This window comes from Pseudoalteromonas sp. MQS005, from assembly GCF_001661605.1.
GTDB classification, from domain to species: domain Bacteria; phylum Pseudomonadota; class Gammaproteobacteria; order Enterobacterales; family Alteromonadaceae; genus Pseudoalteromonas; species Pseudoalteromonas tetraodonis.
On sequence record NZ_LYRQ01000046.1, the window covers coordinates 1 to 25,658 of the forward strand.

Annotated in this window: 27 protein-coding genes; 17 read left to right on the top strand and 10 right to left on the bottom strand. The window is 39.8% G+C overall.

Annotation, left to right across the window (positions count from 1 at the left end; all coding sequences use genetic code 11):
• Positions 1-933: 933 nt before the first annotated feature.
• The 5 genes from zapE to A9479_RS14790 all read left to right on the top strand — a co-directional run bounded on the left by zapE (position 934) and on the right by A9479_RS14790 (position 5,646).
• Complete coding sequence (gene zapE / locus A9479_RS14775; RefSeq protein ID WP_231621023.1) at positions 934-2,427, top strand: cell division protein ZapE; 1,494 nt, start codon at positions 934-936, stop codon at positions 2,425-2,427.
• Positions 2,424-2,645 (top strand): transposase, encoded by a 222-nt coding sequence (locus A9479_RS19755; RefSeq protein WP_160173138.1) that lies wholly within the window; start codon positions 2,424-2,426, stop codon positions 2,643-2,645. Before zapE ends, A9479_RS19755 begins: the two co-directional genes overlap by 4 nt.
• Positions 2,646-3,497: 852 nt before the next feature.
• On the top strand, positions 3,498-4,136 hold the full coding sequence (locus A9479_RS14780) for a hypothetical protein (RefSeq protein ID WP_064663834.1): 639 nt from the start codon (positions 3,498-3,500) through the stop codon (positions 4,134-4,136).
• A gap of 129 nt (positions 4,137-4,265) precedes the next feature.
• The gene (locus A9479_RS14785) at positions 4,266-5,063 is read left to right on the top strand and encodes a TIR domain-containing protein (RefSeq protein ID WP_064663835.1); all 798 of its coding nucleotides are present in this window, start codon (positions 4,266-4,268) and stop codon (positions 5,061-5,063) included.
• Between the two features lie 388 nt (positions 5,064-5,451).
• Entirely contained in the window at positions 5,452-5,646 is a 195-nt protein-coding gene (locus A9479_RS14790; protein ID WP_011329912.1) for a (2Fe-2S)-binding protein, read from the top strand.
• Positions 5,647-5,752: 106 nt separating this feature from the next.
• Here A9479_RS14790 and bfr (A9479_RS14795) read toward each other — a convergent pair whose 3' ends face one another.
• Both bfr (A9479_RS14795) and bfr (A9479_RS14800) read right to left on the bottom strand, forming a co-directional pair.
• Positions 5,753-6,217 carry a bacterioferritin gene (gene bfr, locus A9479_RS14795; RefSeq protein ID WP_036955020.1) on the bottom strand — a complete coding sequence of 155 codons (465 nt, stop codon included), beginning with the start codon at positions 6,215-6,217 and terminating at the stop codon, positions 5,753-5,755.
• 11 nt (positions 6,218-6,228) lie between these two features.
• Positions 6,229-6,702, bottom strand: a complete 474-nt coding sequence (gene bfr, locus A9479_RS14800; RefSeq protein ID WP_013463107.1) for a bacterioferritin — start codon at positions 6,700-6,702, stop codon at positions 6,229-6,231.
• A 381-nt stretch (positions 6,703-7,083) separates the two neighbouring features.
• Here bfr (A9479_RS14800) and A9479_RS19985 point away from each other — a divergent pair, with 381 nt between their 5' ends.
• Positions 7,084-7,245, top strand: a complete 162-nt coding sequence (locus A9479_RS19985; protein ID WP_013463108.1) for a hypothetical protein — start codon at positions 7,084-7,086, stop codon at positions 7,243-7,245.
• A 132-nt stretch (positions 7,246-7,377) separates the two neighbouring features.
• On the opposite strand, the gene A9479_RS14805 is transcribed toward A9479_RS19985, so the two are convergent.
• Complete coding sequence (locus A9479_RS14805; RefSeq protein ID WP_064663836.1) at positions 7,378-8,232, bottom strand: cation diffusion facilitator family transporter; 855 nt, start codon at positions 8,230-8,232, stop codon at positions 7,378-7,380.
• A 266-nt stretch (positions 8,233-8,498) separates the two neighbouring features.
• Here A9479_RS14805 and A9479_RS14810 point away from each other — a divergent pair, with 266 nt between their 5' ends.
• The 4 genes from A9479_RS14810 to A9479_RS14825 all read left to right on the top strand — a co-directional run bounded on the left by A9479_RS14810 (position 8,499) and on the right by A9479_RS14825 (position 11,539).
• On the top strand, positions 8,499-8,987 hold the full coding sequence (locus tag A9479_RS14810; protein WP_016899173.1) for a GNAT family N-acetyltransferase: 489 nt from the start codon (positions 8,499-8,501) through the stop codon (positions 8,985-8,987).
• A gap of 70 nt (positions 8,988-9,057) precedes the next feature.
• Positions 9,058-10,410 (top strand): DNA-3-methyladenine glycosylase 2 family protein, encoded by a 1,353-nt coding sequence (locus tag A9479_RS14815; protein ID WP_064663837.1) that lies wholly within the window; start codon positions 9,058-9,060, stop codon positions 10,408-10,410.
• On the top strand, positions 10,407-10,874 hold the full coding sequence (locus A9479_RS14820) for a methylated-DNA--[protein]-cysteine S-methyltransferase (protein WP_064663838.1): 468 nt from the start codon (positions 10,407-10,409) through the stop codon (positions 10,872-10,874). Before A9479_RS14815 ends, A9479_RS14820 begins: the two co-directional genes overlap by 4 nt.
• Positions 10,875-10,954: 80 nt before the next feature.
• Entirely contained in the window at positions 10,955-11,539 is a 585-nt protein-coding gene (locus A9479_RS14825; protein ID WP_016899171.1) for a thymidine kinase, read from the top strand.
• Here the strand turns inward: A9479_RS14825 and ltaE are convergent.
• Positions 11,522-12,526, bottom strand: a complete 1,005-nt coding sequence (gene ltaE, locus A9479_RS14830; RefSeq protein ID WP_064663839.1) for a low-specificity L-threonine aldolase — start codon at positions 12,524-12,526, stop codon at positions 11,522-11,524. The genes A9479_RS14825 and ltaE overlap by 18 nt on opposite strands.
• A gap of 18 nt (positions 12,527-12,544) precedes the next feature.
• A complete protein-coding gene (gene rlmF / locus A9479_RS14835) occupies positions 12,545-13,477 on the bottom strand; it encodes a 23S rRNA (adenine(1618)-N(6))-methyltransferase RlmF (RefSeq protein WP_064663840.1) in 933 nt (310 codons plus the stop codon).
• Positions 13,478-13,606: 129 nt separating this feature from the next.
• Between rlmF and A9479_RS14840 the strand changes: the two genes are divergently transcribed.
• Positions 13,607-14,515, top strand: a complete 909-nt coding sequence (locus A9479_RS14840; RefSeq protein ID WP_064663841.1) for an alpha/beta fold hydrolase — start codon at positions 13,607-13,609, stop codon at positions 14,513-14,515.
• Here the strand turns inward: A9479_RS14840 and A9479_RS14845 are convergent.
• The 3 genes from A9479_RS14845 to A9479_RS19765 all read right to left on the bottom strand — a co-directional run bounded on the left by A9479_RS14845 (position 14,484) and on the right by A9479_RS19765 (position 19,132).
• Positions 14,484-15,926, bottom strand: coding sequence for a sulfotransferase (locus A9479_RS14845; protein WP_064663842.1), 1,443 nt, complete (start codon positions 15,924-15,926; stop codon positions 14,484-14,486). The genes A9479_RS14840 and A9479_RS14845 overlap by 32 nt on opposite strands.
• 144 nt (positions 15,927-16,070) lie before the next feature.
• Positions 16,071-18,641 (bottom strand): TonB-dependent siderophore receptor, encoded by a 2,571-nt coding sequence (locus A9479_RS14850; protein ID WP_064663843.1) that lies wholly within the window; start codon positions 18,639-18,641, stop codon positions 16,071-16,073.
• 332 nt (positions 18,642-18,973) lie between these two features.
• Positions 18,974-19,132: an oxidoreductase-like domain-containing protein gene (locus A9479_RS19765; RefSeq protein ID WP_076921669.1), complete on the bottom strand. Its 159-nt coding sequence runs from the start codon at positions 19,130-19,132 to the stop codon at positions 18,974-18,976.
• Between the two features lie 104 nt (positions 19,133-19,236).
• Here A9479_RS19765 and A9479_RS14855 point away from each other — a divergent pair, with 104 nt between their 5' ends.
• Together A9479_RS14855 and A9479_RS14860 are read left to right on the top strand one after the other, a co-directional pair.
• Positions 19,237-19,659, top strand: a complete 423-nt coding sequence (locus tag A9479_RS14855; protein ID WP_013463120.1) for a hypothetical protein — start codon at positions 19,237-19,239, stop codon at positions 19,657-19,659.
• Between the two features lie 83 nt (positions 19,660-19,742).
• Positions 19,743-21,104 (top strand): M17 family metallopeptidase, encoded by a 1,362-nt coding sequence (locus A9479_RS14860; RefSeq protein ID WP_036955013.1) that lies wholly within the window; start codon positions 19,743-19,745, stop codon positions 21,102-21,104.
• A 47-nt stretch (positions 21,105-21,151) separates the two neighbouring features.
• Here the strand turns inward: A9479_RS14860 and A9479_RS14865 are convergent, their stop codons facing one another.
• The gene (locus A9479_RS14865; protein ID WP_064663844.1) at positions 21,152-21,538 is read right to left on the bottom strand and encodes a VOC family protein; all 387 of its coding nucleotides are present in this window, start codon (positions 21,536-21,538) and stop codon (positions 21,152-21,154) included.
• Positions 21,539-21,620: 82 nt separating this feature from the next.
• Complete coding sequence (locus A9479_RS14870; protein ID WP_064663845.1) at positions 21,621-22,700, bottom strand: ketoacyl-ACP synthase III; 1,080 nt, start codon at positions 22,698-22,700, stop codon at positions 21,621-21,623.
• Between the two features lie 379 nt (positions 22,701-23,079).
• On the opposite strand from A9479_RS14870, the gene A9479_RS14875 reads away from it, so the two are divergent.
• The 4 genes from A9479_RS14875 to ppiC all read left to right on the top strand — a co-directional run bounded on the left by A9479_RS14875 (position 23,080) and on the right by ppiC (position 25,639).
• On the top strand, positions 23,080-24,318 hold the full coding sequence (locus A9479_RS14875; RefSeq protein WP_064663846.1) for a HAMP domain-containing sensor histidine kinase: 1,239 nt from the start codon (positions 23,080-23,082) through the stop codon (positions 24,316-24,318).
• Positions 24,315-24,839: a response regulator transcription factor gene (locus tag A9479_RS14880; RefSeq protein WP_064663847.1), complete on the top strand. Its 525-nt coding sequence runs from the start codon at positions 24,315-24,317 to the stop codon at positions 24,837-24,839. Before A9479_RS14875 ends, A9479_RS14880 begins: the two co-directional genes overlap by 4 nt.
• 23 nt (positions 24,840-24,862) lie before the next feature.
• Positions 24,863-25,282, top strand: coding sequence for a thiol-disulfide oxidoreductase DCC family protein (locus tag A9479_RS14885; RefSeq protein WP_013463126.1), 420 nt, complete (start codon positions 24,863-24,865; stop codon positions 25,280-25,282).
• 78 nt (positions 25,283-25,360) lie between these two features.
• Positions 25,361-25,639 (top strand): peptidylprolyl isomerase PpiC, encoded by a 279-nt coding sequence (gene ppiC, locus A9479_RS14890; RefSeq protein WP_008464312.1) that lies wholly within the window; start codon positions 25,361-25,363, stop codon positions 25,637-25,639.
• The last annotated feature ends 19 nt before the right edge of the window (positions 25,640-25,658 follow it).

Consider the following 25,658-nt stretch of genomic DNA (forward strand, 5'->3'; position numbering starts at 1 on the left):
AATTTTACTGAATTTTTATATGAAAATTATTCAGGGTTTATAATTCTTGCGCTTTAAGTTAATAACTCAAGTCTCATTTCAAAAAGCTTTTACTCGCATAATCCAATCAATCTTTATTATTGTTACTGCAGATAGGGAGGTAGGTAATCTTGTCATTTTTTGCAAAACGCCAAGCAAATTATGTGTGATTGAACTGCGCTTAGAGCGAGAAGCAGACGGTCAGGTAAACTCGTTTTTGGACAAAAATGAGTTATGACGAATGCGTGCTTTGTGCCAAAAGCCGACATCAGGTTCTAGTCTAGAAAAGGCTTAAATCGACCTAAAGCTGACGCTAAAAAATTCGAACTATCAGACTATATTGAGCGAAGAATCATCATACGATTAATCAAACTTGGCCTCAGATAAGCCTGTTTAAATAAAAGTAATATTCAAAACTGGTTTGCACAACTTTAGGAGCCGCTTGTCTTGAATTCTTAATTACGTGGAAACATTTGATTAATATACGAAAAATAGCCGACTTTCACTCCCTTAAGAATATAAAATAGATGTCAATATGGAAAACATGAGGCATCATGTATTTTAATTTTAGGAAAAATGACGTTTTATTTTACCTATACTCTGAAGCCTAGGCGTTACCACATTGTACTAAACAGGTTGTCGACTTAAATATCGGCGCGTGTGAGCAAATCTGTCGTTAAAAATAGATGGGGTTGTGTCTGGGTTCATTTTATAGCCCTTGAGTGGTTTCGTGTTTTATCTAGATAACAAAAATTTTACCATAATAAGGCTAATTTTATTTATATTATTCAGTTAGTTATGCTGTATTGGGCTTCAAGTTGAACTCCGAAACTTGAGTCTCTAATACAAATCCATTTGATACCCATACAGAAATCTAGTGTACCATACCATCATGTTGATAAACTCATCAGCTCCATGATGAAGACGATGATGATGAAGACGATGATGAAGACGAAAATAGCACAACATCGCGTCGCTCGGCCGTGCTTCTCGACAGGCCCCGTGACAGCGGCTTATGAACTCAAGGTGGACGCGGGGGAGGTGCGACGAGATGACGCGCAAGTCGCTCTGGCGGCAAAATTCGATGCCCTGCACGAGTCTCTTGCCTCGCTCCCACCAGTACCCGTGCGCACCGACGATTCGACAGAGAGCAGCTATACAAGCAGCAGTCCACTGTTGCTGGCGCGATCCCTGGCATCCGCCCAGTCCTTTCTTCGAAAGAAGTTCCATTTGTGGACTTTTGGTCCACCACCGCGAGGCATGTACATTCATGGACCGGTCGGGGTCGGCAAGAGCTTTCTAATGGATCTCTTTTACGCGTCGGTTATTGTTCCTGATGATGATTCTTGCTGTAATAATGACAGCCACAAACACGCAAAGATTACCAAACGCCGCGTCCACTTTCATGAATTCATGCTAGACGTCCATCATCGAATCTTTGTTTACAAACAGAAGCACCCCAGAGGTGATGCGATTCCCATCATTGCGCAACAATTGGCACAAGAAGCCCAACTCCTCTGTTTCGATGAATTTCAAGTGACAGACGTTGCCGATGCCATGATTTTGAAAAGACTATTTCTATTATTATTGGATTGGAATGTCGTGGTAGTGGCCACCTCGAATCGCTCCCCCGATGCCTTGTATAAGGGAGGCATTAACCGATCCCTTTTTTTGCCATTCATAGACATGTTAAAACACACGTTCGACATTATTTCCATGGAGGGTTCCACCAAGGATTATCGACTCGAAACTCGAGCTGATGGTCAATCCTATTTTTGGTCAAACAAGGATGTTCATGGCGATAATAATAGTAACAACAACATGCAGGCGCAGTTGGAAGAAATATTTGGTGGCACTGCATCCGGAACTGAGGCCGAGGCCATTCACATACCCTTCGGTCGCACCGTCCAGGTCGCCCGATTGAATGACCGGTGCGCCTGGTTTGACTTTTCCGAGTTATGCTACCAACCACTCGGCGCGGCCGATTATATTTTCCTCTGCGACCGATTTCAGGTCCTCATCATGGACCGGGTGCCGCAATTAGACGCCAATCACCTCGACGAAGCGCGACGATTCGTGACCCTCATTGACGTGTGTTATGAATCTCGCACCCGCTTGGTGCTAGCGGCAAAAGTTCCGCTCGATGAATTATTTGTCGAGTTTGAAGCGCAAGTTGAAAGCAGTGATGGAAATGAAGAGTTGTTTGTCAGTGAGAAGGGGGGAAACTCGAGTTCCTTTGCGACGACCATGATTCGCACCAAAGAGGGTGAACAATTTGAGTGGTCGGCGACGGGTCGAAGTGGCGTGTCACTGGCACAATTATCGGCCGCCAATGATCTCGCCTTTTCCTTTCGACGAGCCGCGTCTCGGTTGGTAGAAATGGGTGGAAAGGAATGGGGACGGCAATGACGAAAGGTCTTTATCTCGCAAACCAATGCACCTATGGCAGAGCAAGGACTTGCGTCAGGCTGTGCCGTTATATTACCCGCTCTGGGATATCGGAAAAAAGGTTGGCAATAACGACTTACGGTAAGGTGCTCTACCAACTAAAAAGTGCCTTACATCAGTTGCAGAGACATCATCCTAATTTGCTAAAACTTAGGCTTATTGCTCCTGAATCGCTATGACCACGAACGTCTGCAATTGGCTCAGGTTGTGTAAAAACTTCAACAACCCAATTAATAACGCAATGCTACGTAAAATGTAAGTTTCCTTAGTTATGAAACTTGGTCAGATTTTAATGTAAGACACATATTTACATCTATTTTTGTTCAAATAATGGGCTGAAAATAGTTTTTACACAGCCTGCGCACGTGGCCGACGGATAGAGGAAGTTGATGTTGAAGGGTTTTAGCAGCAAAATACAGTAATATAATTCTTCGTTCGTATGTCTGCTTTGTCGGAATTGCCGTCCTTAAGATGATTAACTTGTTTGTCTGCTTTTCGCTCAAAGCTGACCTATAGAGTATTTACGTTAACTCGTTTTGGGGCAGAAACGAGTTTGGACTTCCCAGCTTTCACTAGATACCTGTTTATAATCTTAAAGCACAAAACGGAAGTAAACTTCCGTTTTGTAAGCCTATATTGCTATATTTCGGAAGCAAACCCGTCTCTAGGACTTCAAAGGTAGTTATCGGAAATATACTTCTTTTTTTATAGCGTTAACCTAGATAGCTATATGAGTAACCTTTCGGAGTCTTATTTGAGCGAGAACCGGTCATTGAGATTGGCTAAATATCGTCGTTAATTGATTCGTTAAACTGCTCTTTGCGCATATATTCATGAAAATGAGCGCTGCGCGTATATTGATTCGCTTAACTTTACCTAAAAAATTTAGAATACTTAGTGATAGTAATACCTTAGGTTATTTGTTAAAACTATATAAAGTAGATAAGTGAGCGTGGTGTCAGCAGAAATATGCGCGATGAGCGCACTATTAAATTATTAAACCTCTTTCATTTATTGGAGTAGTTATATACATGGATAAAGTTTTTGAACTTACACTTACACAACTAGGTGGAGCATCAGTTTTAATTGCTGGTTTAGCAGGCTGGTTAGGTAAAGTATGGCAAGATAGAATTCACTTACGTGAGAAAGCCGCTGTTGATGTTCGTATCGCAGAACTGAAAGCTGAACATGCACGAATAGCTCAATCATTAGAACACGAATTACAAATTGAAAGGCATGCAGCACATTTAGGGCATGCTAACTTAATCGAAAAAAGAGCTACTATCATAGACGAAAACTACAAATTATTAGTCGCTATGCATGAAGCCATTTTTGATACCATCCGTCCAGATTACTTTGGCAGAGAAAAACCATCAAAAAGTGAGGCATATGAATTAGCCTTGCCTAGGTTTGATGCTTTTATAGAGCACTTTGAAAAGAATAAAATATATTTTTCTAAGGATATAGCAAAAAATATAAGTAGCTTTTATGTAGCAGCCGCGCAAACATTAGATCAGGCAAGGGTCGTTATAAATTCAAATCAAAGTCTTGCCGCCGGTGTTACTGATGAACTGCAGAGCCTTTTTGATAAGGTCAACAGAGAAATGGGCAAGGCACGAAGCGAGGTTGAAAATGACTTTCGTAATATCCTTCGAGTAGGCGAGGTTTAACAAGCAAATTAAGCAGGACTAAAAACAGTTGTTTTTTGCTCCTTCGTCGCTTATTTTAACCAACTATTTTTAGCCTCTTTTATTTGGGCGTTAAATGCACTATCAATTCTGACGTAACCTGAGAGAACTATGAGTATTGAATTTTTACAAACGGATTTTGAAAAGGTCAGTTATTTAGCTAGTTTATTAACTGCTCACGCTACAGGAAAAGATGCTTCTGATTCTGAGTTTGAAAAACTTCGTCACGAGTTATTAAGTAATACTTCATTACAAGGTTTACTGCCATCATGGTTAAAGGTTCATAGAAACTTAGGATCATTTTGGGGTTTTATACAGCCTAAATTTGGTACTTACGCCGATAGGCGTAAATTCCTAGCAGAAGAGTTTTCACCTGCTCTAAATCTTTTAGAGTTTGGTCATACCGTAGAAATGGAAAAAACAGAGGAGTTTCCTGTAACTCATAACACTTTTACTACTCCTACAAACATTCAATCCAAGAAAAAGGTATTCATTGTTCACGGACGTGACAATGAATCAAAGCAAGAGCTGTCTCGTTACATTGAAAGCCTTGGCATAGAAGTCATTATTCTTCATGAACAAGCAAGTAGCGGTATGACTATCATTGAGAAAATTGAGCATTACTCAAATGAAGTTGGTTTTGCGTTTGTTCTTTACACTGCATGTGATCATGGGCGTGGCATTCACGAAACTAAAGTTCATCCAAAGAATAGAGCGAGGCAAAACGTTGTTTTTGAGCATGGCTACTTAATGGCTAAACTAGGTCGCCAAAATGTTTGTGCTTTAGTTAAAGGTGAAATCGAAACACCAAACGATATTAGTGGTGTAGTTTATGTGGCATTAGACCAAGCAGGTGCTTGGAAAATAGAAGTAAATAAAGAGCTTAATGCTTGTGGGTATAATATTTAACTGTAAGCATTGGTACAATATGCACTTAACAAGTGACTAAGGTTATGACTGTCCGCAATTGGCACAAACCGGAAATAACCCACGCACTAATTCTATATTTATACATTAAGGTTTCTTCAGGCTTAATGAAATTCATTTTAACCATTCTACTAATTACCTAAATCTAAACCTACTTAAATTCAAGGTGGGACTTTCGTTAATAAATCTCAATTTAAGTGCCATACTTCGAATGAAATTCAAACAATTCTCAAGCTGCCGCGAATTCTCAATTTAAGTGGCGCTGGCCAAAAAATGCAAAAAAATCAAATTTTATAAAAAACCAATTGATAACTATTTTCGTTTAGATTAATATAAACCCACTAAATGAAATTGAGAGTTGTTTGTATTCATGTATATTTGTCTTTGTCACGGTGTGACCGATAAAAAAATTGAGCAAACCATCGACGATGGTGCTACTACCATGCGCGAGCTAACTAAAGAGCTTAAAGTAGGCAGCCAATGCGGTAAGTGTTGTGGCTGTACTAAAAAGATCCTCAATCGTAAACTGATTCAAATAGCAGATATAACCGATCAAGTGGCCTAATAGTAGTCTATATAATAGTCCCTATCTAAACGAATTGGTTTAACATTTAAAAATTAAACATAAAAAAAGCAGCCTTAGCTGCTTTTTTTATATTTATAACTTTAACTTACAGTTGTGATTGTAAGTAGTTTTCAAGCCCAGTGTTTTTGATCAGCAGTTGCTGTGTTTCGAGCCAATCAATTTGTTCTTCTTGCTCATTTAAAATGTTATCGAGCGCTTCACGGCTAATGTAATCTTTTTTGCTTTCAGCTAGTTTAATGGCAGTACGCAGCTCGTCTACGGTATCAAGCTCAAAGCTCATGTTAGCGGCAATCATTTCTTCGCTGTTTTCGCCTATACGTAAACGTCCTAAATCTTGAAGGTTTGGTAAGCCTTCTAAAAATAAAATACGCTCAATTAAACGATCAGCATTTTTCATTTTTTGTATCGATACTTTGTAATCAGCTTTGTCCAGTTTACTAAAACCAAAATCTTTAAACATACGTGCATGTAAAAAGTATTGGTTAATACCCACAAGCTCATTAGCAAGTACTTTATTTAGCGCTGCAATAACGTCTTTATCGCCTTTCATAATGTAAGTCCTTATTCGCCCATTTGAGCTTGGTGGTAATTTTGAGTGCCAATTTTGTCAATCAGACCCAATTGTTGCTCTAACCAGTAGACGTGATCTTCTTCGGTATCAAATAATAGTTTTTCTAGAATTTCACGTGATTGATAATCTTGCTGTTGTTCACAGATAGCAATAACTTCTTTAACACACTCAACCACTTCAAGTTCTAAAGTTAAGTCGTTTTGCATCATGCTTTTTACATCGTCACCAATTAACAGATCACGACGTTTGGTCATGTTTGGTACACCTTCTAAAAAAAGAATACGCTTAATTAGCCAATCAGCGTGATCTTTTTCTTCTTCCATTTCATGGTTAAGACGCTCATAAAGTTTGTTTAAGCCCCAATCGTCGTACATACGAGAATGAATAAAATACTGGTCAATAGCAGCTAATTCGTTAGCTAACAATGTATTGAAGGCGTCGATTACTTTTTGATTACCTTTCATAGCGCTTATCCTAAAAATTCTAATTGTGGCTAGTCTAGTATATAGGCACAGAATTGCAAGTAATTTACTTATAAATCATATGGTTAATATTGAGTTTGATTCTCGTTTAAGTTTGCATTGCTTGCTGACAAATGGACAAGTTGTTATTTGTATTTTAGATCAGCAAGTTACATTTTTTATAACATAAAAAGGCATACTTACTAAGGTTATTAAGTAAAGTATTGCAGCTATTTTAAGTGTTGAGGTTGTTCTTTTACGCTTTATTACTTCGAATTATGGGATGAATACAGTAAAACTGAAATATTTACACAACTGAGTTTTTTCACTCAATTTATTTTGTAGCCACTCTCGTAATCTAATTATTGCTATTGTAGCGGGGGGATGTCTTTGCACCCAGCTCACGGCTCTGTAATTAATGAAGTAAGAAAGGCTAAGGAGCAGGGAAGTGGACATTTATTGTTTACACAAATATCCGTGAAAAAAGCAGATAAAGCTGAAAACTTAATGCTGCCCCTTGCAGCAGCAACTATCAGTACTCTTTAATTAATTTGTGATAATACTTATCTATCGTATTTTTGTAGCGGTTTAAATAAAAACCGCTGAGAAGTCTATCTAATATATAAGTAAACCTACTTAGAGCTTTAATGTAATCATTTTGGTTATTGAAAACAGTGATTAGTAACACTCGATTACACAGTGCTCAATTGCAAATTCATCATGTAAATAATGTTTAATGGCGTTAAGCTCAATAGGGGTATCTGTTTGCATCACAATTTCACAGTGTGTGGTGTTATCGTCGAGTTGCCATGCTTTTATTGATTTTATTTGAGTAATGGCAAACTGTTGCAGTAACTTTTTACTGATAAGTTGCTGGTCAAAACCAATGGGGGCTGCCTGCATTAAAATGCTGCAGCTGGCTTTAAGTAATAATACGCCGTGATAAATAACATACAGTGATATCAATATCGTCGCTATTAAATCAACTACATACCACTGGTATAAAATAATTAAAGTACCGGCAATAATAACCACAATAGAGGCCATGGCATCAGACACATTATGAATAAACGCCGCCTTTATATTCATGTTGTTTTTAGCGCCGGCTTTAAAGGTTAATAATGCAGTGACTAAATCAATGAATAGCGCTACTGCAGCAACCCACACAATGATCCAGCCATTGATAGGTTGAGGGTTTAAATAACTACTTATGGCCTCAAAAATTAAATAACCACCGATGACTATTAACGTAGTGCTATTAAAAAGGGTTGCTAGTATTTCTGCGCGTTTGTAGCCAAAATGATGGGTTGTATCAGCCTGTTTATTGCCAATTTTTCGAGCAACGAGGGCAATAAAAATAGAGGCCGCATCACTTAGGTTATGTAATGCATCGGCAATTAATGAAAGGCTGCCAGAAAATACGCCGCCAACAACTTGCACTGCAGTCAGTAAAACATTTATAAATACGGCAAGAGTGAGCTGTTTATCACTTTGGTTATCATCAACGTGACTGTGTGAGTGACCATGGCCCATTTTAGTTAAACTCCCTTATTGCTTTACTTTTTACCCATAATGACAACTTTTTGCCATATATAAAAGCGTTGTTTTAATTTGTTTTTTTAATGCCCTAATGAATAAATTGAAATAAGCTCATGAACGTTACTTATTGAATATAAAACGATATGCTAGGGTATAAATAAATGTATTAATGGCTTAAATTATCATAATTAGTTAAGCACTTTTTATATTAAATTAGATGCTTACCAGGCATAAAAGTAGTTTTTTAAGGGTCAATAACAATGAACACAGCAATAGAAATTCGCGATGCAAAGCCAAGTGATGCAAAAACAATTCTACACTTTATCAATGAGCTTGCTATTTACGAAAAAGAACCTGATGCAGTTAAAACCGATGAGCAAGCCATTTTAAACACCCTGTTTTGTGAAGGCGCAACGGCGCACAGTTTAATATGTTTACAAGATGATGAGCCAATAGGCTTTGCAGTATATTTTTACAACTACTCGACTTGGTTAGGTAAAAATGGCCTCTACCTAGAAGATTTATACGTGAGCCCAGATAGCCGCGGAAACGGGGCTGGTAAAGCCATTATGAAAGAACTGGCAAACAGAGCAATCAATAAAGACTGTGGTCGCTTTGAATGGGTGGTACTTGATTGGAATAAACCCGCGATTGATTTTTATAATAGCATGGGCGCTGAGCCACAAAATGAATGGATTATATATCGTTTAACGGGTCAGGCATTAATTGATTTTGCAAATAAAGATTAGTGCCGAATATGGCCAGTAATACGCTTAGTTTTTGCTAAGCTAAGCGCTACCTAATTTACAAGAGCATTTTATGGGTGATCAGCACTGGCAAAAAGCACGTCAAAGTCGTGATGCGCGTTTCGATGGGCTTTTTTATGTAGCCGTTAAAAGTACCGGTATTTATTGCAGGCCAATTTGCCCTGCGCCCACAGCTCACGAAAAAAATGTAGTCTACTATCAGTTTGCGCACTCTGCCGCGCAAGCTGGTTTCAGGCCTTGTATTCGTTGTCGGCCAGATAGTGCACCAGGAAGTGCGGCTTGGCAGGGAACAAAAACAACGGCTCTACGAGCCAAGCAATTAATTGATCAGGATAATCAGCACGACTGCGAAAAGCTAGCCACGCGTTTAGGAATAAGCAGCCGTTATTTAAGGCGATTATTTTCTCAATATTTTGGCATTTCTATCACGCAATATCGATTGTTTAACCAATGTCATTTTGCAAAAAAATTAATTCAAGAAACTAGCTTACCGCTTACCGAGATAGCGTTTGCCTCAGGCTTTAAAAGTGTTCGGCGTTTTAATGATGCTTTTTTAAAACAACTTAATATTGCGCCCTCAGCACTCAGAACCGCCAAGCACCCAGCTGATATTGGGCTCACCTTAATTTTGCCTTTTCGTCCGCCGTATAACTGGCAGGCATTGCATGGTTTTTTAGAAAAACGATTAATTCAGCCAATAGAGTGGTTAACGCCAACCAGTTATGGGCGTACTTTTACTTATAAATCGTGTAGAGGGCACTTTGATGCTGAGTTTGTTGCAGATAAACATCATTTTCGGGTGCAAATTGATATAGATAATACGCAATATTTACAGCCAGTTATTAACAACATTCGTCGTGTACTTGATTTAGATGCAGATACTTATTTAATTGAGGCGCATTTAAGCGAACACATTAATAATGCATTTCCACTTACTAAAGGCTTAAGGTTACCGGGTATTTGGTCAAGTTTTGAGGCGGGAGTTAGGGCTGTACTTGGGCAACAAGTCAGTGTAGCGGCGGCGCACAACCTAGTGACTAATTTAGTAACACAGCTTGGTGAAAAGCAACACCAGCAGGTCTATTTTCCTGAGCCTGAAGTGTTAGCACACAGTGATTTTGCATTCTTTAAAATGCCACAGGCGCGTAAAAATGCCCTGCATAACCTCGCTGAATTTTGTGCCGTGAATCCCGATTGTGATGACTTAGATCAATGGCTTAGTTTAAAAGGGATTGGCCCATGGACGGTTAATTATGCAAAGTTACGCGGCCAAAGCCAGCCCGATATTTTACTCGATGGTGATTTAGGGGTTAAAAAAGCCCAAGCGGCAGCACGCTCTTTTGAATCTGCGAACTGTGCACCATTTCGATCTTACTTAACTTTTCAACTTTGGCAGCAATTATGATAGTGCAAACCAGTTTACCCAGCCCGATTGACGATATTATTATTCAGGCAACTGAAAACGGTATTAGTTATGTGGGGTTTTATCCACCGGCCAGTTATATCAGTACGCCTTTAAATAAGGTGACTAATTCACATGTTTTATCTTGTGTGGCGCAGCTTAATGAGTACTTTGCTCATACGCGTACTGAGTTTGATTTAGAGCTTGATACTGGCGGCACGCCATTTCAGCAAAGCGTATGGCAGGCATTGTGTAGCGTACCCTTTGGAAAAGTGGCGACTTATAAAGATATTGCCGAGCAGTTAAACAACCCTAAAGCTGTGAGAGCGGTAGGGGCTGCAAATGGTAAAAACCCAATCAGTATTATTGTGCCGTGTCATCGTATTATTGGTGCAAATAAAAAACTAACTGGTTATGCAGGTGGTTTAGAGCGCAAGCAATGGTTACTAGAGCATGAAGCAAAATAAATAGCTAAATAACGTATCCAAATTTGTATTCTGAGCACTTTAAGGTAGCATAAGCGCACTTTTTATTTGAAGGCACGACAATGGCGCAATTATACTTTTACTACTCTGCAATGAATGCAGGTAAATCAACCACCTTACTACAATCTGCATTCAATTATAAAGAACGTGGTATGGAGCCGGTGATCCTCACGGCGGCTATCGATGATAGAGCCGGAGTAGGTAAAGTATCCTCACGTATTGGCTTGCAAGCAGATGCGCATATTTATGATGCAGATATAGATGTTTTTGCGCTTATTCAAGCTCTTAATGCAGATAAAAAACGCCATTGTGTGCTGGTAGATGAATGTCAGTTTTTATCAAAAGACCAAGTTATGCAGTTAACTGATGTGGTTGATGAGTTAGGAATACCCGTATTGTGTTACGGATTGCGCAACGACTTTAGAGGGGAGCTGTTTATAGGGTCACAGTATTTACTTGCTTGGGCTGATAAGCTAATTGAGCTTAAAACGGTGTGTCATTGTGGGCGTAAAGCAAATCACGTATTACGTACCGATGAAAATGGTGAGGCTATTGCCGATGGTAACCAAGTAGAAATTGGCGGCAACGACCGTTATGAGTCGGTGTGCCGCAAACATTATAAAGCCGCGTTAAATATGGGCCGTTAAGGCTTTAATAAAGGTATCTATATCCGCTTGGGTAATACCTAAATGGGTTACTAGCCTAAGTTGCTTACTTGGGCTAATAAGAATGCCTTGTGCTTTTAAATCGGCTGCTAGCTTTGTGATGTTTATGCTGTTATCAAACGTAGCGTAAACCATATTTGTGGTATTACTCATATTTACTTCAAAGCCTGAAATTTCACTTAACTGCTGTGCTAAATAACGCGCATTAGCGTGATCATCGACTAAACGTTGAGTGTTATTTTCTAACGCATATTGCCCCGCAGCAGCTAATATACCGGCTTGGCGCATACCGCCGCCAAGCACTTTTCGCCAGCGTCTTGCTTTGGCTATCAATGCTGTTGAACCAAGCAATAATGAACCAACAGGTGCACCTAACCCTTTTGATAAACAAATAGAGACTGAATCAAAATGTTTGGTGATTTCTTTAATATCAAGGTTAAGCTCGGCTGCGGCATTAAATGCTCGCGCGCCATCTAAATGCAGTGCTAAGTTATGTTGATCAACAAATTCACGTGCTTTAATTAAATAATCAATACCCAGTACTTTGCCACCTATGGTGTTTTCAAGGCTCAGTAATCGTGTCTTCGCAAAGTGGCTATCATCGGGTTTGATTGCAGCAGCAATTTTAGTAAAACACAAGCTACCATCGGCTTCATTTTCAATAGGTTGTGGTTGAATAGAGCCTAAAACGGCAGCGCCACCGCCTTCAAACTTGTAGTTATGAGCACTTTGCCCGCAAATATACTCATCACCTCGCTCACAATGCGCCATTAATGCAAGTAGGTTTGCTTGTGTACCTGAGCTACAAAATAATGCATCGGCCACATTAAGGCGCAATCTAGCATAGGCTTCTAATTGGTTAACGCTTTCATCATCACCGTATACATCATCGCCAACCGGGGCATGATACATAATATCTCGCATTTTATTGCAAGGCTTGGTCACTGTGTCTGAGCGAAAATCTATCATGAGTGGTCCTTATGGTTGTTATATGAATTCTTCACAAATTTGTTCACGGGTCGTTTTATCAAAATAACTCCACGCAATAAAGCGACTGACTTTTTGCCCCTGTGCCATTTCAACGATTTTATAGTCGCAAATAGGAAGCTGTTTTAGCTGTGTTTGTAAAGCAGCAAGGGTCTCTTTTTTAGAAACCAACGAGGTGAACCAGATCACTTGCTCACTGTACTGAGCGCTTTCTTTGATCATGTTAGAAATAAAGGCCAGTTCGCCGCCTTCACACCACAGCTCATTACTTTGTCCGCCAAAATTAAGTGCTTGCGAAGGCGCTTTGCCTAAGTTTTTCCATTTACGTTCACTGCCTTTATTGGCTTCTTCTGCACTGGCGTGAAATGGCGGGTTACACATCGTTAAATGATACAAATCTTTCGCATTAACCACCCCTTTAAAAATATGCTCGGGATTTTTTTGTTGTTTAAGCGTTATTTTTAAATCGTTAAACTGAGCGAGTTGTTTGGCTATTTTTATTGCTGCTAAATCGATGTCGCTACCGGTAAAATGCCACTGGTACTCGCTACTGCCTGTTAGTGGGTAAACTAAGTTAGCGCCAGTGCCTATATCAAGCACTTTAATTTGTCGGCCAGTGGGAATAACCTGCTGATTATCTTCGCTGAGTAAGTCAGCTAAGTAATGAATATAATCTACTCTACCTGGAATAGGTGGACATAAGTTGTGCTCAGGAATGTCCCAAAAGTTAATATTGTAATGACTTTTTAATAGCGCCTGATTCAAGGTTTTTACAGCTAAGTTATTACTAAAATCAATACTTTGATTGCCTGCTGGCGTCGTAATTAAAAAAGCAGTTAACGAAGGGGTTTGCGAGGTAAGCAAATTAAAATCGTAACCATTTTTATGTTGATTGCGCGGGTGTAATTTAGAGCGAGCTGATTTTGCTTTCATGAGGCTTTTTTAACAACAGGAATAAAAGCTAATAGTAACAAATACAGACAGAAAAAGTGCATAATTTTCCCTTTGGCTTACCAGGTATTACTGGTAGGATGAGTTGTTAGTAATTATAAGGAATTCGCTTTGGCAGTTACTCAAGAGTCTGTTTTTATTAAATTAGGTGACCATCAAACACTGCATTTACGCCGTATCGCCAATCAACAGCCGAGCGGCCCTGTGGTGTTATTAATTCATGGTGCGGTAGAAAATGGCAAAATATTTTACACTCATAGCAATAAAGGGTTAGCGCCTTTTTTAGCTGAACACGGATATTGTTGTTATGTCGCTGATTTACGCGGGCGTGGTGAAAGTAAACCTGCTATTTGTAAGCAAGCACGGTATGGACAAACTGAGGCGATTGTTGAAGATATTCCGGCATTTATTGAAAAAATTGAACAGTTAGAGAGTAAAAAACCTGACTTTTTAGTTGCTCATTCTTGGGGTGGGGTGTTGCTTAATAGCGTGTTTGCTCGCTTCCCTGAGCTGATAAACGATGTAAAAGCGTGTGCCTATTTTGGTTCAAAGCGTTCGCTACTTAATAACCACCCTAAAAAGTTATTTCAGGCCAATTTAATTTGGTATTTTATGGCGCCAATATTAGCGAAAAAACACGGTTATTTACCAGCAAAACGCTTAAAGTGGGGCAGTGATGATGAAACTCAAAAGTCGCATTATCAAAGTATGCAGTGGGCTAAGAAAAATCCGTGGATAGACAGTGATGATGGCTTTGATTACGCTAAAACATTAGCAAATCTCACGCTTCCTCCGACGTTACATATTGCGGCAGTAAAAGATAAAGCATTGGCACAGCCTATCGATATTCAAAAGTTTATTGATGAGTCAGGTACTGGGGTGCAAAAAATGCAAATATATGGCCGCCGCTTTGGGCACAAAGTAGATTACGACCATATTAATATGCTTACTCACCCACAGGCACGCCAAGAACAATTTATAGATGTACTTAATTGGTTTGAGGCGGCGAAAGCAAACTAAGTAAAGGGGCTTCATAACGCTGCCATTTATCAAGGCTTTTGTTATTTACAGGCTGCCTAATCGCATGTTTACTGAGCGTTGTAACGGCGCTTTTATTTTTGTAAAAGTCTAAACAAGTCTGTTCAAATTCACAGCCAGTAAAACTCAATAGTGCGGTTAATTGATCTTTAGGGTTTTCAATTAACTGCTCATAACTTAAATTATAAATAGCTAAGCGGTTAAATTGCTGCCAATGGCTCATCAGTTTTTCATAAAGCTGATGGTACAAAGTAAATTCTTTTAAATCACAAAAATAGGGTTCGTTTTCAGCAAAGTAATTAGTAAATACTGAAAATGCGGTTGCGTTAAAGTCGCGGGTCAGGTTAATAAACTTAGCATCTGGGAATAAAATATAAATTAACCCTAAGTTTTGGTAATTGCTAGGCAGTTTATTGATCACAAATGCGCAATTGCTCCCAGAAGAACTTAAGGTATCTAAATATATAGCTCTGGCTTGGTTAATTAAAGGCGTTGTTAGCTTAGTTAAGCATTGAGGGTAGCGTAACCCTGTTTTATGTTCTAAAAAAGCGACTACCTTTTTACTAATACTGGTGTCTTCTCCAAGCGTTGCCCATTGACTGTGTCCTGCTAACATCTGCTCCAGTAAGGTTGAGCCGCTTCGTGGCATACCAATAATAAACACGGGCGTAACAGGATACTGCTTATTTAGGTTTGCTAAATTGAGCACACTTTCATTGTTATATTCAATAAGTTGATCATAAAACCCAATTAAATCTTCAGTATTAAATTCACTGAGTTTGTGTTGTTGCTGATTGGCAATCACAAAATAGTTAAATGCTTGATCAGTATCGTCTAACTTGTCGTAACTTTTAGCTAAAGCATAGTAGCAGACCATTTTTAAGCGTAGGTTATTTGTTTGCGTTAAAAAGTGGTGTAACTGATCGATGTAATTATTTGCTTTATTAAAGCGCCCTAATTGTACCAATTCAAATAAAACATAAGCCGTAACTGGTGCTACTCCAAGCTTTAATGCTTCCTCAAACGTGGCCTGCGCTTTATCAAGCTCGCCAAAGGTTAAATAGTGCTGGGCTAAATAATAATGAGTGTCTGGGTTGTCTGCGGCAATACTTGTTGCGTATTCGAGTACTTTTTGCGCATCTTCAGGAGAGTTGACCGCATTAAATGCATCACTTAGTGCATACAAAGGTTCTAATGCATAAGGGAGATGCTGACACGCTCGTTGTAGTATATAAACAGCGGCATCAAATTGTTCTAAACGCAGTGCTACTTTACCTAAGCCAAACAGGGCGTCACCATTATCAGGCTCTGCTTGTAATAGCATTTTGTAATGAAACTCAGCTTCTCTGAGCTTGTTTTGTGATAATAACTGGTCCGCTTTTTTTAGTAGCATAATACAACTAATATTCTTTTTAATTACTATAACCCCAAAGTCACAAAAAATGCGAGTGTAAAAGTCATTTTAAATGGGTTTATAAAGGGCAATAAAAAGGCGAAATGCATTACACATTTCGCCTTTGATTATCATTAACACATGTTAGAAAGTATAGGTTGCTTTAGCGTAGTAAAAGCCACCATTAATTCCGTATGGAGATGTTTCGTAGTACTTACCACCCCAGTTGTTATTTGGTGCCACTGTGAAATCAAGTTTTTCTGCTTCTTGATCCAGTAAGTTTTGTGCGCCTAATGAGAAGCTAATTGAGTCATTCATGAAGTAGGTTACTTCTACATCTAACGTGACTGCTGCGTCAGCCATTTTAGCTGTTTCATCATAATCTACGTGAACGCCTTGGTATTCGCCAAAGTAGTTAAGGCGAGAAAATGCTGAAAAGCTTTCCCATTGTTGTGCCCAGCTCAGTGTTGCACGGTGATTAGGTAAGTCATTTTCAAGACGGCTTACTTTAAATGCACCAGTTATATCACTTGAGCGTGTTACTTCTGTTTCATTCCAGTTGTACGCTAAGCTAAATGTAGAGCTACCACTGAACAATTCAGCTGAGTAGTTAGCAACTAAATCAACACCTTGTGTAGTGGTATCAAAGTCATTAGTAAAGAAACTAACTTGCGCAAGGTTTTGTACGTTAGGTACGCCCGCAGCTTCAAGCGTGTCTTTATCTGCTTGGCTAAGTTCAATTTTATCTGATTGGCTAATACGGTCATCTACTTGGATGTTGTAGTAATCAACCGTTAAGAATAAATCGCCAATAGTATACACCGCACCAAAGGTGTAGCTTTGTGATTCTTCAGGCTCAAGTTCAGTACCACCTAGTTGGATAGCAATTGGGTTTGTAGGTGGTAACAATGCCGAATCTACTAGTACACCACTGCTTAAGTTAGTTTGTACGTTACTAACATTCGCTTGGCCAACGGTAGGCGCACGGAAACCGGTGCTGATAGAGCCACGAATATTTAGATCTTCAGTCAAGTGGTATTGACCCATTAACTTATAGTTAGTGGTTGAACCAAAGGTATCGTAATCTTCGTAGCGAAGCGCTAAGCCCATTAGGAACTCTTCAGTAAATGGCGCTTCAATATCAATGTAAGCTGCATAGTTACGACGGTCATATTCGCCTGCATCTGATGGTTTAAATCCAGGGAAACCGTTAGAACCTATACCAAAACCTTGATCAGTTAATGGACCTGCAATAAACGAAGCCTCATCACCTGCCACTACGGTAAAGGTTTCTTCATGCCATTCTAAACCACCGGCAATGTTTACATCGTAAGCTAAATCAAAGTCAAACCCTTTTGAAATATCAAAATTAAAGTTTTTCTCTAATTGTTCATATTTACCAGGGCTAAAATCACGTGGGCTATCTGGACCCAGTGAAGCATTGATTGTGTCGTATATAAAGTAGCGAGATTCGTTATACCCTACCGTACCACTTAGATCATAATAAGCGCCTTCTAAAAAGCCGCCAGTAAACTCACCTTTAGTACCGATAGTAAGTGACGTATCTGTAATATTACCACCAAAGTTTGGTGTAAAACCGCCCGGAAGCATTTCGTTAAATGCGAAACAATCAGGGTTATTTGCTACACCATTGATGTAGTCAGGGTTATCAAGAACGTTGTCATCAATCATGATTGTTGGACAGTTACCGCTCATATCACCGGTTAAATCACCAACAAGCAGTGTTTCGCCACCATCATTTGAGTATGCACCAGGGCGAGTATGTGGGTTACGGTAATAAAAACCACCGCGTACATCACGCTCTGAGTAGTTACCAAACATGTAAAATTGTGAGTCGTTAGTAAGTTCTAAACCAACATTACCAAAGATAGAGATGTCGTCATCTACCTCAGGTGCACCCCATACTTGGGTGATCGGGGCAATGTTTGGTACGCCAGCGGCATCAAGTGCGGTAGCATCCGCTCTTTGTACTGAGCGGCTGGTTGCGTCGGCTGTTTTGTACTGAAAGCTTAAATTAGCAAAACCGCTATCGGTAAATGGTAAGCCCACATTACCTGAAATTTGAGTTGTATCACCGTCGCCCTCATAATATTCGCCTTTGCGAACTTCGAAAGATCCGCCTTCAGAGGCATCTTTAAGTTGGAAGTTTAAAACCCCAGCAATCGCATCAGAACCATATTGTGCAGCGGCACCATCACGAAGTACTTCTACTTGTTTCAGTGCAATACTTGGAATTACTGAAATATCAGCACCTTGCGCACCATCGTTAATACCACCACCTAAAAAGGCGATAACTGAAGCACGGTGACGACGTTTACCGTTAAGTAAAATTAGTGTGCTATCTGAAGGTAGTCCGCGTAAGTTTGCAGGGCGCACTAATGAAGCAGCATCACTGATTGGCATTGAGTGTACGTTTAAAGAAGGAATAGCCCCTTTTAATAGCTCTAGCATATCAGTGTTACCTGATTTACTTAGCTCTTCACCACCAATAATATCGATAGGTACAGGAGAGTCACCAATAGAACGAGGCGCAGAGCGCGTACCTACTACGGCAATTTTTTCTACATTTTTGTTAACTTTAACTTCGGTTTGCTCTTCTTGAGCAATTGCTGAACCAGAAACAAATAAGCCTGCGGCTGTTGTTGCTAGAGCAAATTTGATGGCCTGTTGAAGCGCATTGCTTTTTAATTTCATTCTAAATATCCCCAGTTAGAATTGATTTGTATAGTCTATTTAATGACTTTATTGTGGACGGTTCACATTCAATGGGGAGCAGATATTGCTAACTCACTCCTAAAAGCTTAATAAACTAAGCGCACCTCCTGTGAGTCCTCGAAATAGACTATAGATAAAAAAACTAAAGAGGGCAATGGGTAATTAACCACTATTTAACAAGTTGAAACAAATGATTTATCTAAAAATAACGCAGAGTTAATCATAAGTAGGGCAGGGAAAAGGTGTAAAAGCAGGCATTGATACATAGTTATTAATTAAATAAGCTATTTTAGCTACTTTCTATTATTGAATTAAACTGACTTGCTATTGATATTTTCACCATGATGTTTTTTCCACTGTGCAAGTTTTTCTTTGTACTCATCCCATACACATGGACAGCAACTACCGCCGCCGCAGCACTCATCAGATTTTGGCCTTTCGGGTTTAGTGTTGGGTATGTTTTTTTGCATGTTTTTAATTAAAACTGAGGAAAATGAACGTTAAGAATAAATGATTGAATAAAGCGTGTAAATTATTCTTTGTGAACTGAAAGCGCTGTGTGAGAATACAGGCTATGCGATTATATAAAGTTATCCATCGTGCACCTTGGCGGGTTGCTAAAATAAGTAAAAAGCGACAACAACTACGCTTTCGTCGTGCTATGGTCGCGCTTAAAATTGCGCTTGCCCAAGAAAGGCAAGAAACCAAAGAAATGCTAATAATTTATAGGCGTTATACCCAAGGGCAAACAAATAAAGCAGAACTAAAACGCGCCAACGAACAGTTTGTTGATATATTAAAAGGACTAGGGCTAGGCGTTTTTGCGTTATTACCGTTTGCACCATTAACTATTCCACTGGTTGTTAAACTAGGTCAGTTAGTAGGTGTTGATGTATTGCCGAGTTCTTTTAGTATGAATAAGCCGATTAAAGAAATTGATCAAGAAATTGCTCAACAAAACCAAGAGCAAGACTCAACGCCCTCAAAGAAGAAGTAAGCTAGCAGAACATAATTAGCTATACCTTTTAATAGTGCTTATTGTTATGCTAAGGCATCATTTTCTATTATGTGAGTCATTTAATGAGTGCTTTACTTCGTCATACCTCTTCAGGAATTCCTCTATCATTTATCGTTAAAAACGAACTAACCGATTGGCTTACGCAGCAACCGAGTTTTGTACAGCGCTGGCTAGCAAACACAGATTTTGAAAAATCAGGACTCGCACTAGTACCAAACCCAGAAACGGGTGAACTAAGTCAGGTATTTTGTGTAATGCAAAGCACTGATGATTTTTGGGCCGCTGGCGAGCTTGCCAGTAAATTACCTGCGGGTTGTTATCAAATTCAAGGTGATGAGTCTTTAGTTGCTCAACTTGCTTTAGGCTTTGTCTTAGGTGGTTATGAGTTTAGTGAGTACAAGCAAAAAGCCACAGCAAAAGCTCAGCTTGGCATTGCTGATAAAACATTATATGAACAAGTAAAACAACAAGCGGACGCCATTAATTTAGCACGCGATTTAGTTAATACCCCAGCTGCTGATATGATGCCGCAGCATTTATCGCAGGTAATGAGTGACCTAGCAGATACATTCGACGGTGAATTTTCGCAGTGGATAGGTGATGAGTTATTAGAGCAAAATTACCCAACTATTCATATGGTAGGCCGTGCAAGTGAAAACAAACCACGATTACTCGATTTAAAGTGGGGAGCGGTTGATGCGCCACAAATTACGTTAGTCGGTAAAGGTGTCTGTTTTGATTCCGGTGGACTGGATTTAAAACCTAGTTCAGGCATGCGTAACATGAAAAAAGACATGGGTGGGGCTGCGCATGTTATTGCCTTGGCTCAGTTAATTATGGCTGCTAACTTACCAATACGCCTTCGTGTTTTAGTGCCTGCGGTTGAAAATGCTGTTTCGCGTAATGCATTTCGCCCTGGCGATGTAGTAAAAACCCGTAAAGGTATTATGGTCGAAATAGACAATACCGATGCAGAAGGGCGACTAGTGCTGTGTGATGCACTAAGCGAAGCACAAAACGATGATCCTGAATTAATCATTGATTTTGCTACATTAACTGGTGCGTGCCGTATTGCGTTAGGTACGGAGTTACCGGGATTTTTCTCAACGGATCGCGCTGTAGCAAATGCCATTATGGACTCGGGAATGCAAGTTAACGATCCTGTTTGGCAATTGCCGTTATTCGAGCAATACAAACCATTTTTGAAAAGCGATGTGGCTGATATGGCTAACTGTGCAAGTACGCCATTTGGTGGCGCAATAACCGCTGCGCTTTATTTGAAAGAGTTTGTAGAGCCAAATACACCATGGGTTCACTTTGACGTAATGGCATGGAATTTACGTGCATTACCAGGGCGTCCAGCTGGTGGTGAAGCACTGGGTATTCGTGCAGTATTTACTTACCTACAAAATCGATTTAACTAACCTGAATTTGGGTTAACTAAATTAAATATACCTTGAGTTATTTGATGTTAAAGTGCATATAACTCAAGGGGTAAGCCATCTGGATCGGCAAAAAAGGTGAATTTTTTGCCGGTTATTTCATCTTCTCTAATATTTTCGACGATGACATTGTGTGACTCTAAATAATGTTTAGCAGTATTAATACACCCAACTTTAAATGCTAAATGTCTAAGTCCTTGTGCTTCGGGGTAACTTGGTCTACTTGGCGCATCATTAAACGAAAATAATTCTAACTGACTACCATCAGGTAAAGCTAAATCGAGTTTGTAAGACTTTCGCTCTGTTCGGTAATGCTCATTAATAATCGTGAGTTTTAATATTTCACTATAAAAATGTTTAGAGCGTGGGTAGTTGCTACAAATGATGGCTACATGATGAATGCCTAGTAATTGCATATATTTTCCTTAAAAAGCAAAAAGCGCACTAAAAGCAGTGCGCTGTTTATCAATACATGTGCATGGTCATATATATTAGCTTTTAGCTAGGCTCTGCGTCTTTACACGCTTTTACAGCCGGTGCAACAAGCTCTAAACCCGTTTTATCACACGGTGAAAGCTCAGCATCACTAACAGCAATAGGCGTTACTCGCTCGCCCCATTTTATATAGCTTGCCGCCCAAGTAAGGCCAGCCCCAAATGCCGCCGACATAATGTTTGCATGCGGTTTAATTAAGCCTTGCTCAACGGCTTCACACAATGCAATTGCAATGGTGGCAGCAGAGGTGTTGCCATATTCACCAATATTGACCATTACTTTTTCGTCATCCACTTTTAAGCGATTTTGAATAGCTTGAATAATGCGTAGATTGGCTTGATGCGGAACTAGTACATCGATATCGTCTAACTTAAGATTGGCTTGTTCAAGCACGTCGTCACAGGCTTCACTCATGCCTTTAACGGCACGTTTAAATATTTCACGGCCTTCAAATAAAAGGTCTGATGGACCAATTGGCTCATATTTATTTAAATCACTGCCAAAATTAGTAATGTGTAAAATATCACGATCTTCGCTGTCACAACCGGTTTTAGTCCCTAATAAGCCTGCAGGTGTTTCTGCTGCTTCAAGCACAACGGCACCGGCACCATCACCAAATAATACTGCGCTGTCGCGTCGTGCCCAGTTTACATACCACGTCATGCGCTCAGCCGCGATAACGACAGCTTTTTTGATCATGCCAGCTTGAATTTGCGCTGTCGCAGCTTGTAAAGCATATAAGAAACCAGAACATGCCGCGTTGGTGTCCATGGCTGCAGCGCCTGTGGCACCAATATTTTTTTGTACTAATGAGGCGGTGTTTGCGACTACTGTTGAGGGGGTGCACGTTGCTAAAATAACTAAATCGATATCTTTTGCATCTACGCCAGCACAAGCAATGGCATGTTTTGCAGCCACACTAGCAAGTTCAGCAGTACTTACATGGCTAACTCTTCGTGCCTTGATACCTGTGCGTGTGGTGATCCACTCATCGGTTGTATCTACAATTTCACTTATTTCGTCGTTGCTGATGCTTGCTGGTGGAATGCATTTACCCCAACCAGTGATATGTGCGTAAGGCATAGTGTGTTCTCTTAAAAGTGGTATGACGTGTTCGTCTAATGAGGACGTTATATCAAAAATTAGCTGTTAACACTAGTTTATAGCATGGTTTGCTTAGTAATTACTGCTATTTTACGGACTATTTGCTGCATTTTTGTTTAAAGGTAAGTGGCTTGTTTTTATTGTGTTAATTAAATGCTTTTAATGATTTTGCGTGTTTTACACGATAGCTCATAGGCTTTCTAAGCTTAATAGAATACGAATACTTTGTTGACCATATATGCTTGAGTGCGGCTGAGTGAGCAGCTAATATGGGGCGCATATTATGAAATCATTACTTAAAAAGCATTATTTATAATGGATAACAAAGCAATGTATATTCAGTCAGGTGAATCTTATTGTGTTAATTAAAACCGATCCTGCTATTAGCCGGTTATTAATGCTGCGCAGTGGCGCCATTGCTGTGCAGCTTATTGCGGTGTTAAGCGTTTATTTTTTATTAGAGCATCAAATTGCGCTCATGCCGTTGCTAGCCGTTATTACGCTTGAGGCGGTTTTTCAGTTAGCAAGTATCTTTGCTTATAGAAATGTTAGCCAAGCAAAGCCAGTTGGCATGCTGATGCAACTGACCGCTGACGTACTTTTTTTAACTATTTTGTTGTCTTTAAGTGGCGGTGCAACTAACGCATTTGTGTCGTTATTATTGTTACCTATTATGATAGCGGCAATTACATTGAGCGCTCGTGGGCTTGCCTATATTGCTGTGCTGGCTATCGCTGCCTACAGCATGCTACTGATTAAAATGCCAGAGCATAGCATGCACCAAATGAACATGAGTGGCCACTTTATTGGCATGTGGGTTAATTTTGTTATCAGTGCCTGCGTGATTGCGTTGGTTATTGGTGCAATGAACCGTGCTTTACAACAACGTGAGCGCACTATTGCCAAAGTTAGAGAGAAACAGTTGCGTAGTGAACAACTGGTTACTCTCGATGGCGCAGCGGCGCAAATTACTCATCAATTAGCAACGCCTATTGCTAATTTACAATTATTGTTTGAAGAGCTTGTAGAAGAGTATCCCAACAATGAAATTATTCAGCAAATGCAAGCACCCCTGCTGCAATGTCGCACTCAGCTTAATGATTTTAGAAAGCTCTCTATGCAGCTACGAGATAAAAACACGCAAACACCTATAAAAGCAGAGCAGCTGCAAAATCAAATTCATGATACGTTGCTATTACAATACCCTAATCAACAAATAAACTGGCTTAATGAGGCGCCTAAAGCCACATTAAAAAGTGATGCCATGCTGCTACCTGCTATTTTAAACTTATTACAAAATGCAGCGCTTGCTAACGAAAAAAAAGGCCAAATGCAATTAGAGTTGAGTTGGCAACAGCCAGATGCGCAAAGTATTGCGTTAATTATTCGGGATTTTGGCGCTGGTTTTTTATCCTCAGAGTTAGCGGAGTTAGGCGGGCAGCTCATGCCCAGCGAGCAAGGCATGGGAATAGCGGTTATGCTATCAAATGTCACGTTTGAGCGTTTAAATGGTTCGTTAACTGTTTATAATCACCCCGATGGTGGGGCGGTGGCCAAGATACAAATGCCACTATTAATAACCGAGTCGGCGCTATGAAGCTGCTAATTATTGAAGATGACATTAACCTTGCTACCACTTTGGCAAGGCGCTTAACAAAACACAGCTTTAACTGTGAGGTTGCACATAACCAAACAGAGGCTTTACTTAGGGCTCGCCAGCAGCAACCTGATTGTATTTTATTAGATATGAAGTTAGCAGATGAAAATGGGCTGGCGCTTATTGCACCGCTGCGACACTTGTTACCCAAGGCGCATATTGTATTGCTTACCGGCTTTGCAAGTATAGCTACAGCCGTAGAGGCGATGCGCTTGGGCGCTAATGACTATTTAACTAAGCCTGTCGATATGGCAAGCTTATTAAAAGCGCTAAAAGTAGAGCCGGTATCGACAGTAACCGAAATTCCTGAAGAGGTTATGTCACCCGAGCGTTTAGAGTGGGAGCATATTCAACATGTATTACACAGTAACAACGGTAATGTATCAATGACTGCAAGGCAGCTTAATATGCATAGACGCACTTTGCAGCGCAAGCTACAAAAAAAACCTGTGCAGCAATAAGCCCTCACTTGAGCAAGCAATTAATCACCCATACCGCCGCGCTAATAAAAAGCCAAAAAATTATACTGTTCGACGCCCAGTGCAAGCTTTGTAGTGCGTGGTGTAATTTTATTATTGCTCACGATCCTCAGGCCATGTTTAAACTGTGCAGTGTACAATCACCAAAAGGGCAGCAAATATTAATGCACTTTGGCTATTCGACAACTGATTTTGCCTCTATGGTTTACATTGAAAACGCTCAAGCATTTATACAAAGCCATGCATTTTTTGAGGTGATTAAACAGCTAGGCTATCCGTGGAAACTTAGCGGTATATTTAGTGTGTTGCCAAATCGTTTTAACAATTGGCTTTATGATAAAATTGCATCAAATCGATATACCTTATTTGGTAAATATCACTATTGCAGGATCCCTTCAAAGCAAGACCAAGCCCACTATTTATAAGTGCTTTAATAGATGCCTGAATGTATTGGCTGTGCTAAAATCGCGGCGTTTAAATTTAAGCATTAAAAAGGCACTTACATGGCAAATACGGCTCACGCACTGCATATTTTAGTAAAACATAAAGAGATTGCAGAAGACATCATCAAGCAATTAGGCAAAGGCGCAAAGTTTCAAACTTTAGCTAAAAAGTATTCGTCATGCCCATCGGGTAAAAAAGGCGGTGATTTAGGTGAGTTTAGACGAGGCCAAATGGTTCCACAGTTTGATAAGGTTGCCTTTAGTGGTGCAATTTTAGAACCGCATTTAGTAAAAACGAAATTTGGTTGGCATGTGATTAAGGTGCTTTATCGTACATAAACTAACGCAATTTTAAGTT

What these genes read in the sequence shown, in the direction of transcription:
- A9479_RS14785 (WP_064663835.1), top strand. Translation starts at nt 4,266, where the DNA reads ATGAGTATTGAATTTTTACAAACGGATTTTGAAAAGGTCAGTTATTTA.
- A9479_RS14780 (WP_064663834.1), top strand. Translation starts at nt 3,498, where the DNA reads ATGGATAAAGTTTTTGAACTTACACTTACACAACTAGGTGGAGCATCA.
- A9479_RS14810 (WP_016899173.1), top strand. Translation starts at nt 8,499, where the DNA reads ATGAACACAGCAATAGAAATTCGCGATGCAAAGCCAAGTGATGCAAAA.
- A9479_RS14820 (WP_064663838.1), top strand. Translation starts at nt 10,407, where the DNA reads ATGATAGTGCAAACCAGTTTACCCAGCCCGATTGACGATATTATTATT.
- A9479_RS14815 (WP_064663837.1), top strand. Translation starts at nt 9,058, where the DNA reads ATGGGTGATCAGCACTGGCAAAAAGCACGTCAAAGTCGTGATGCGCGT.
- bfr (WP_036955020.1), bottom strand. Translation starts at nt 6,217, where the DNA reads ATGAAAGGCGATAAAGACGTTATTGCAGCGCTAAATAAAGTACTTGCT.
- A9479_RS19985 (WP_013463108.1), top strand. Translation starts at nt 7,084, where the DNA reads ATGTCTTTGCACCCAGCTCACGGCTCTGTAATTAATGAAGTAAGAAAG.
- bfr (WP_013463107.1), bottom strand. Translation starts at nt 6,702, where the DNA reads ATGAAAGGTAATCAAAAAGTAATCGACGCCTTCAATACATTGTTAGCT.
- A9479_RS14880 (WP_064663847.1), top strand. Translation starts at nt 24,315, where the DNA reads ATGAAGCTGCTAATTATTGAAGATGACATTAACCTTGCTACCACTTTG.
- A9479_RS14855 (WP_013463120.1), top strand. Translation starts at nt 19,237, where the DNA reads ATGCGATTATATAAAGTTATCCATCGTGCACCTTGGCGGGTTGCTAAA.
- A9479_RS14845 (WP_064663842.1), bottom strand. Translation starts at nt 15,926, where the DNA reads ATGCTACTAAAAAAAGCGGACCAGTTATTATCACAAAACAAGCTCAGA.
- A9479_RS14825 (WP_016899171.1), top strand. Translation starts at nt 10,955, where the DNA reads ATGGCGCAATTATACTTTTACTACTCTGCAATGAATGCAGGTAAATCA.
- rlmF (WP_064663840.1), bottom strand. Translation starts at nt 13,477, where the DNA reads ATGAAAGCAAAATCAGCTCGCTCTAAATTACACCCGCGCAATCAACAT.
- A9479_RS14860 (WP_036955013.1), top strand. Translation starts at nt 19,743, where the DNA reads ATGAGTGCTTTACTTCGTCATACCTCTTCAGGAATTCCTCTATCATTT.
- A9479_RS14870 (WP_064663845.1), bottom strand. Translation starts at nt 22,700, where the DNA reads ATGCCTTACGCACATATCACTGGTTGGGGTAAATGCATTCCACCAGCA.
- zapE (WP_231621023.1), top strand. Translation starts at nt 934, where the DNA reads ATGATGAAGACGATGATGATGAAGACGATGATGAAGACGAAAATAGCA.
- A9479_RS14865 (WP_064663844.1), bottom strand. Translation starts at nt 21,538, where the DNA reads ATGCAATTACTAGGCATTCATCATGTAGCCATCATTTGTAGCAACTAC.
- A9479_RS19765 (WP_076921669.1), bottom strand. Translation starts at nt 19,132, where the DNA reads ATGCAAAAAAACATACCCAACACTAAACCCGAAAGGCCAAAATCTGAT.
- ppiC (WP_008464312.1), top strand. Translation starts at nt 25,361, where the DNA reads ATGGCAAATACGGCTCACGCACTGCATATTTTAGTAAAACATAAAGAG.
- A9479_RS19755 (WP_160173138.1), top strand. Translation starts at nt 2,424, where the DNA reads ATGACGAAAGGTCTTTATCTCGCAAACCAATGCACCTATGGCAGAGCA.
- ltaE (WP_064663839.1), bottom strand. Translation starts at nt 12,526, where the DNA reads ATGATAGATTTTCGCTCAGACACAGTGACCAAGCCTTGCAATAAAATG.
- A9479_RS14805 (WP_064663836.1), bottom strand. Translation starts at nt 8,232, where the DNA reads ATGGGCCATGGTCACTCACACAGTCACGTTGATGATAACCAAAGTGAT.
- A9479_RS14850 (WP_064663843.1), bottom strand. Translation starts at nt 18,641, where the DNA reads ATGAAATTAAAAAGCAATGCGCTTCAACAGGCCATCAAATTTGCTCTA.
- A9479_RS14790 (WP_011329912.1), top strand. Translation starts at nt 5,452, where the DNA reads ATGTATATTTGTCTTTGTCACGGTGTGACCGATAAAAAAATTGAGCAA.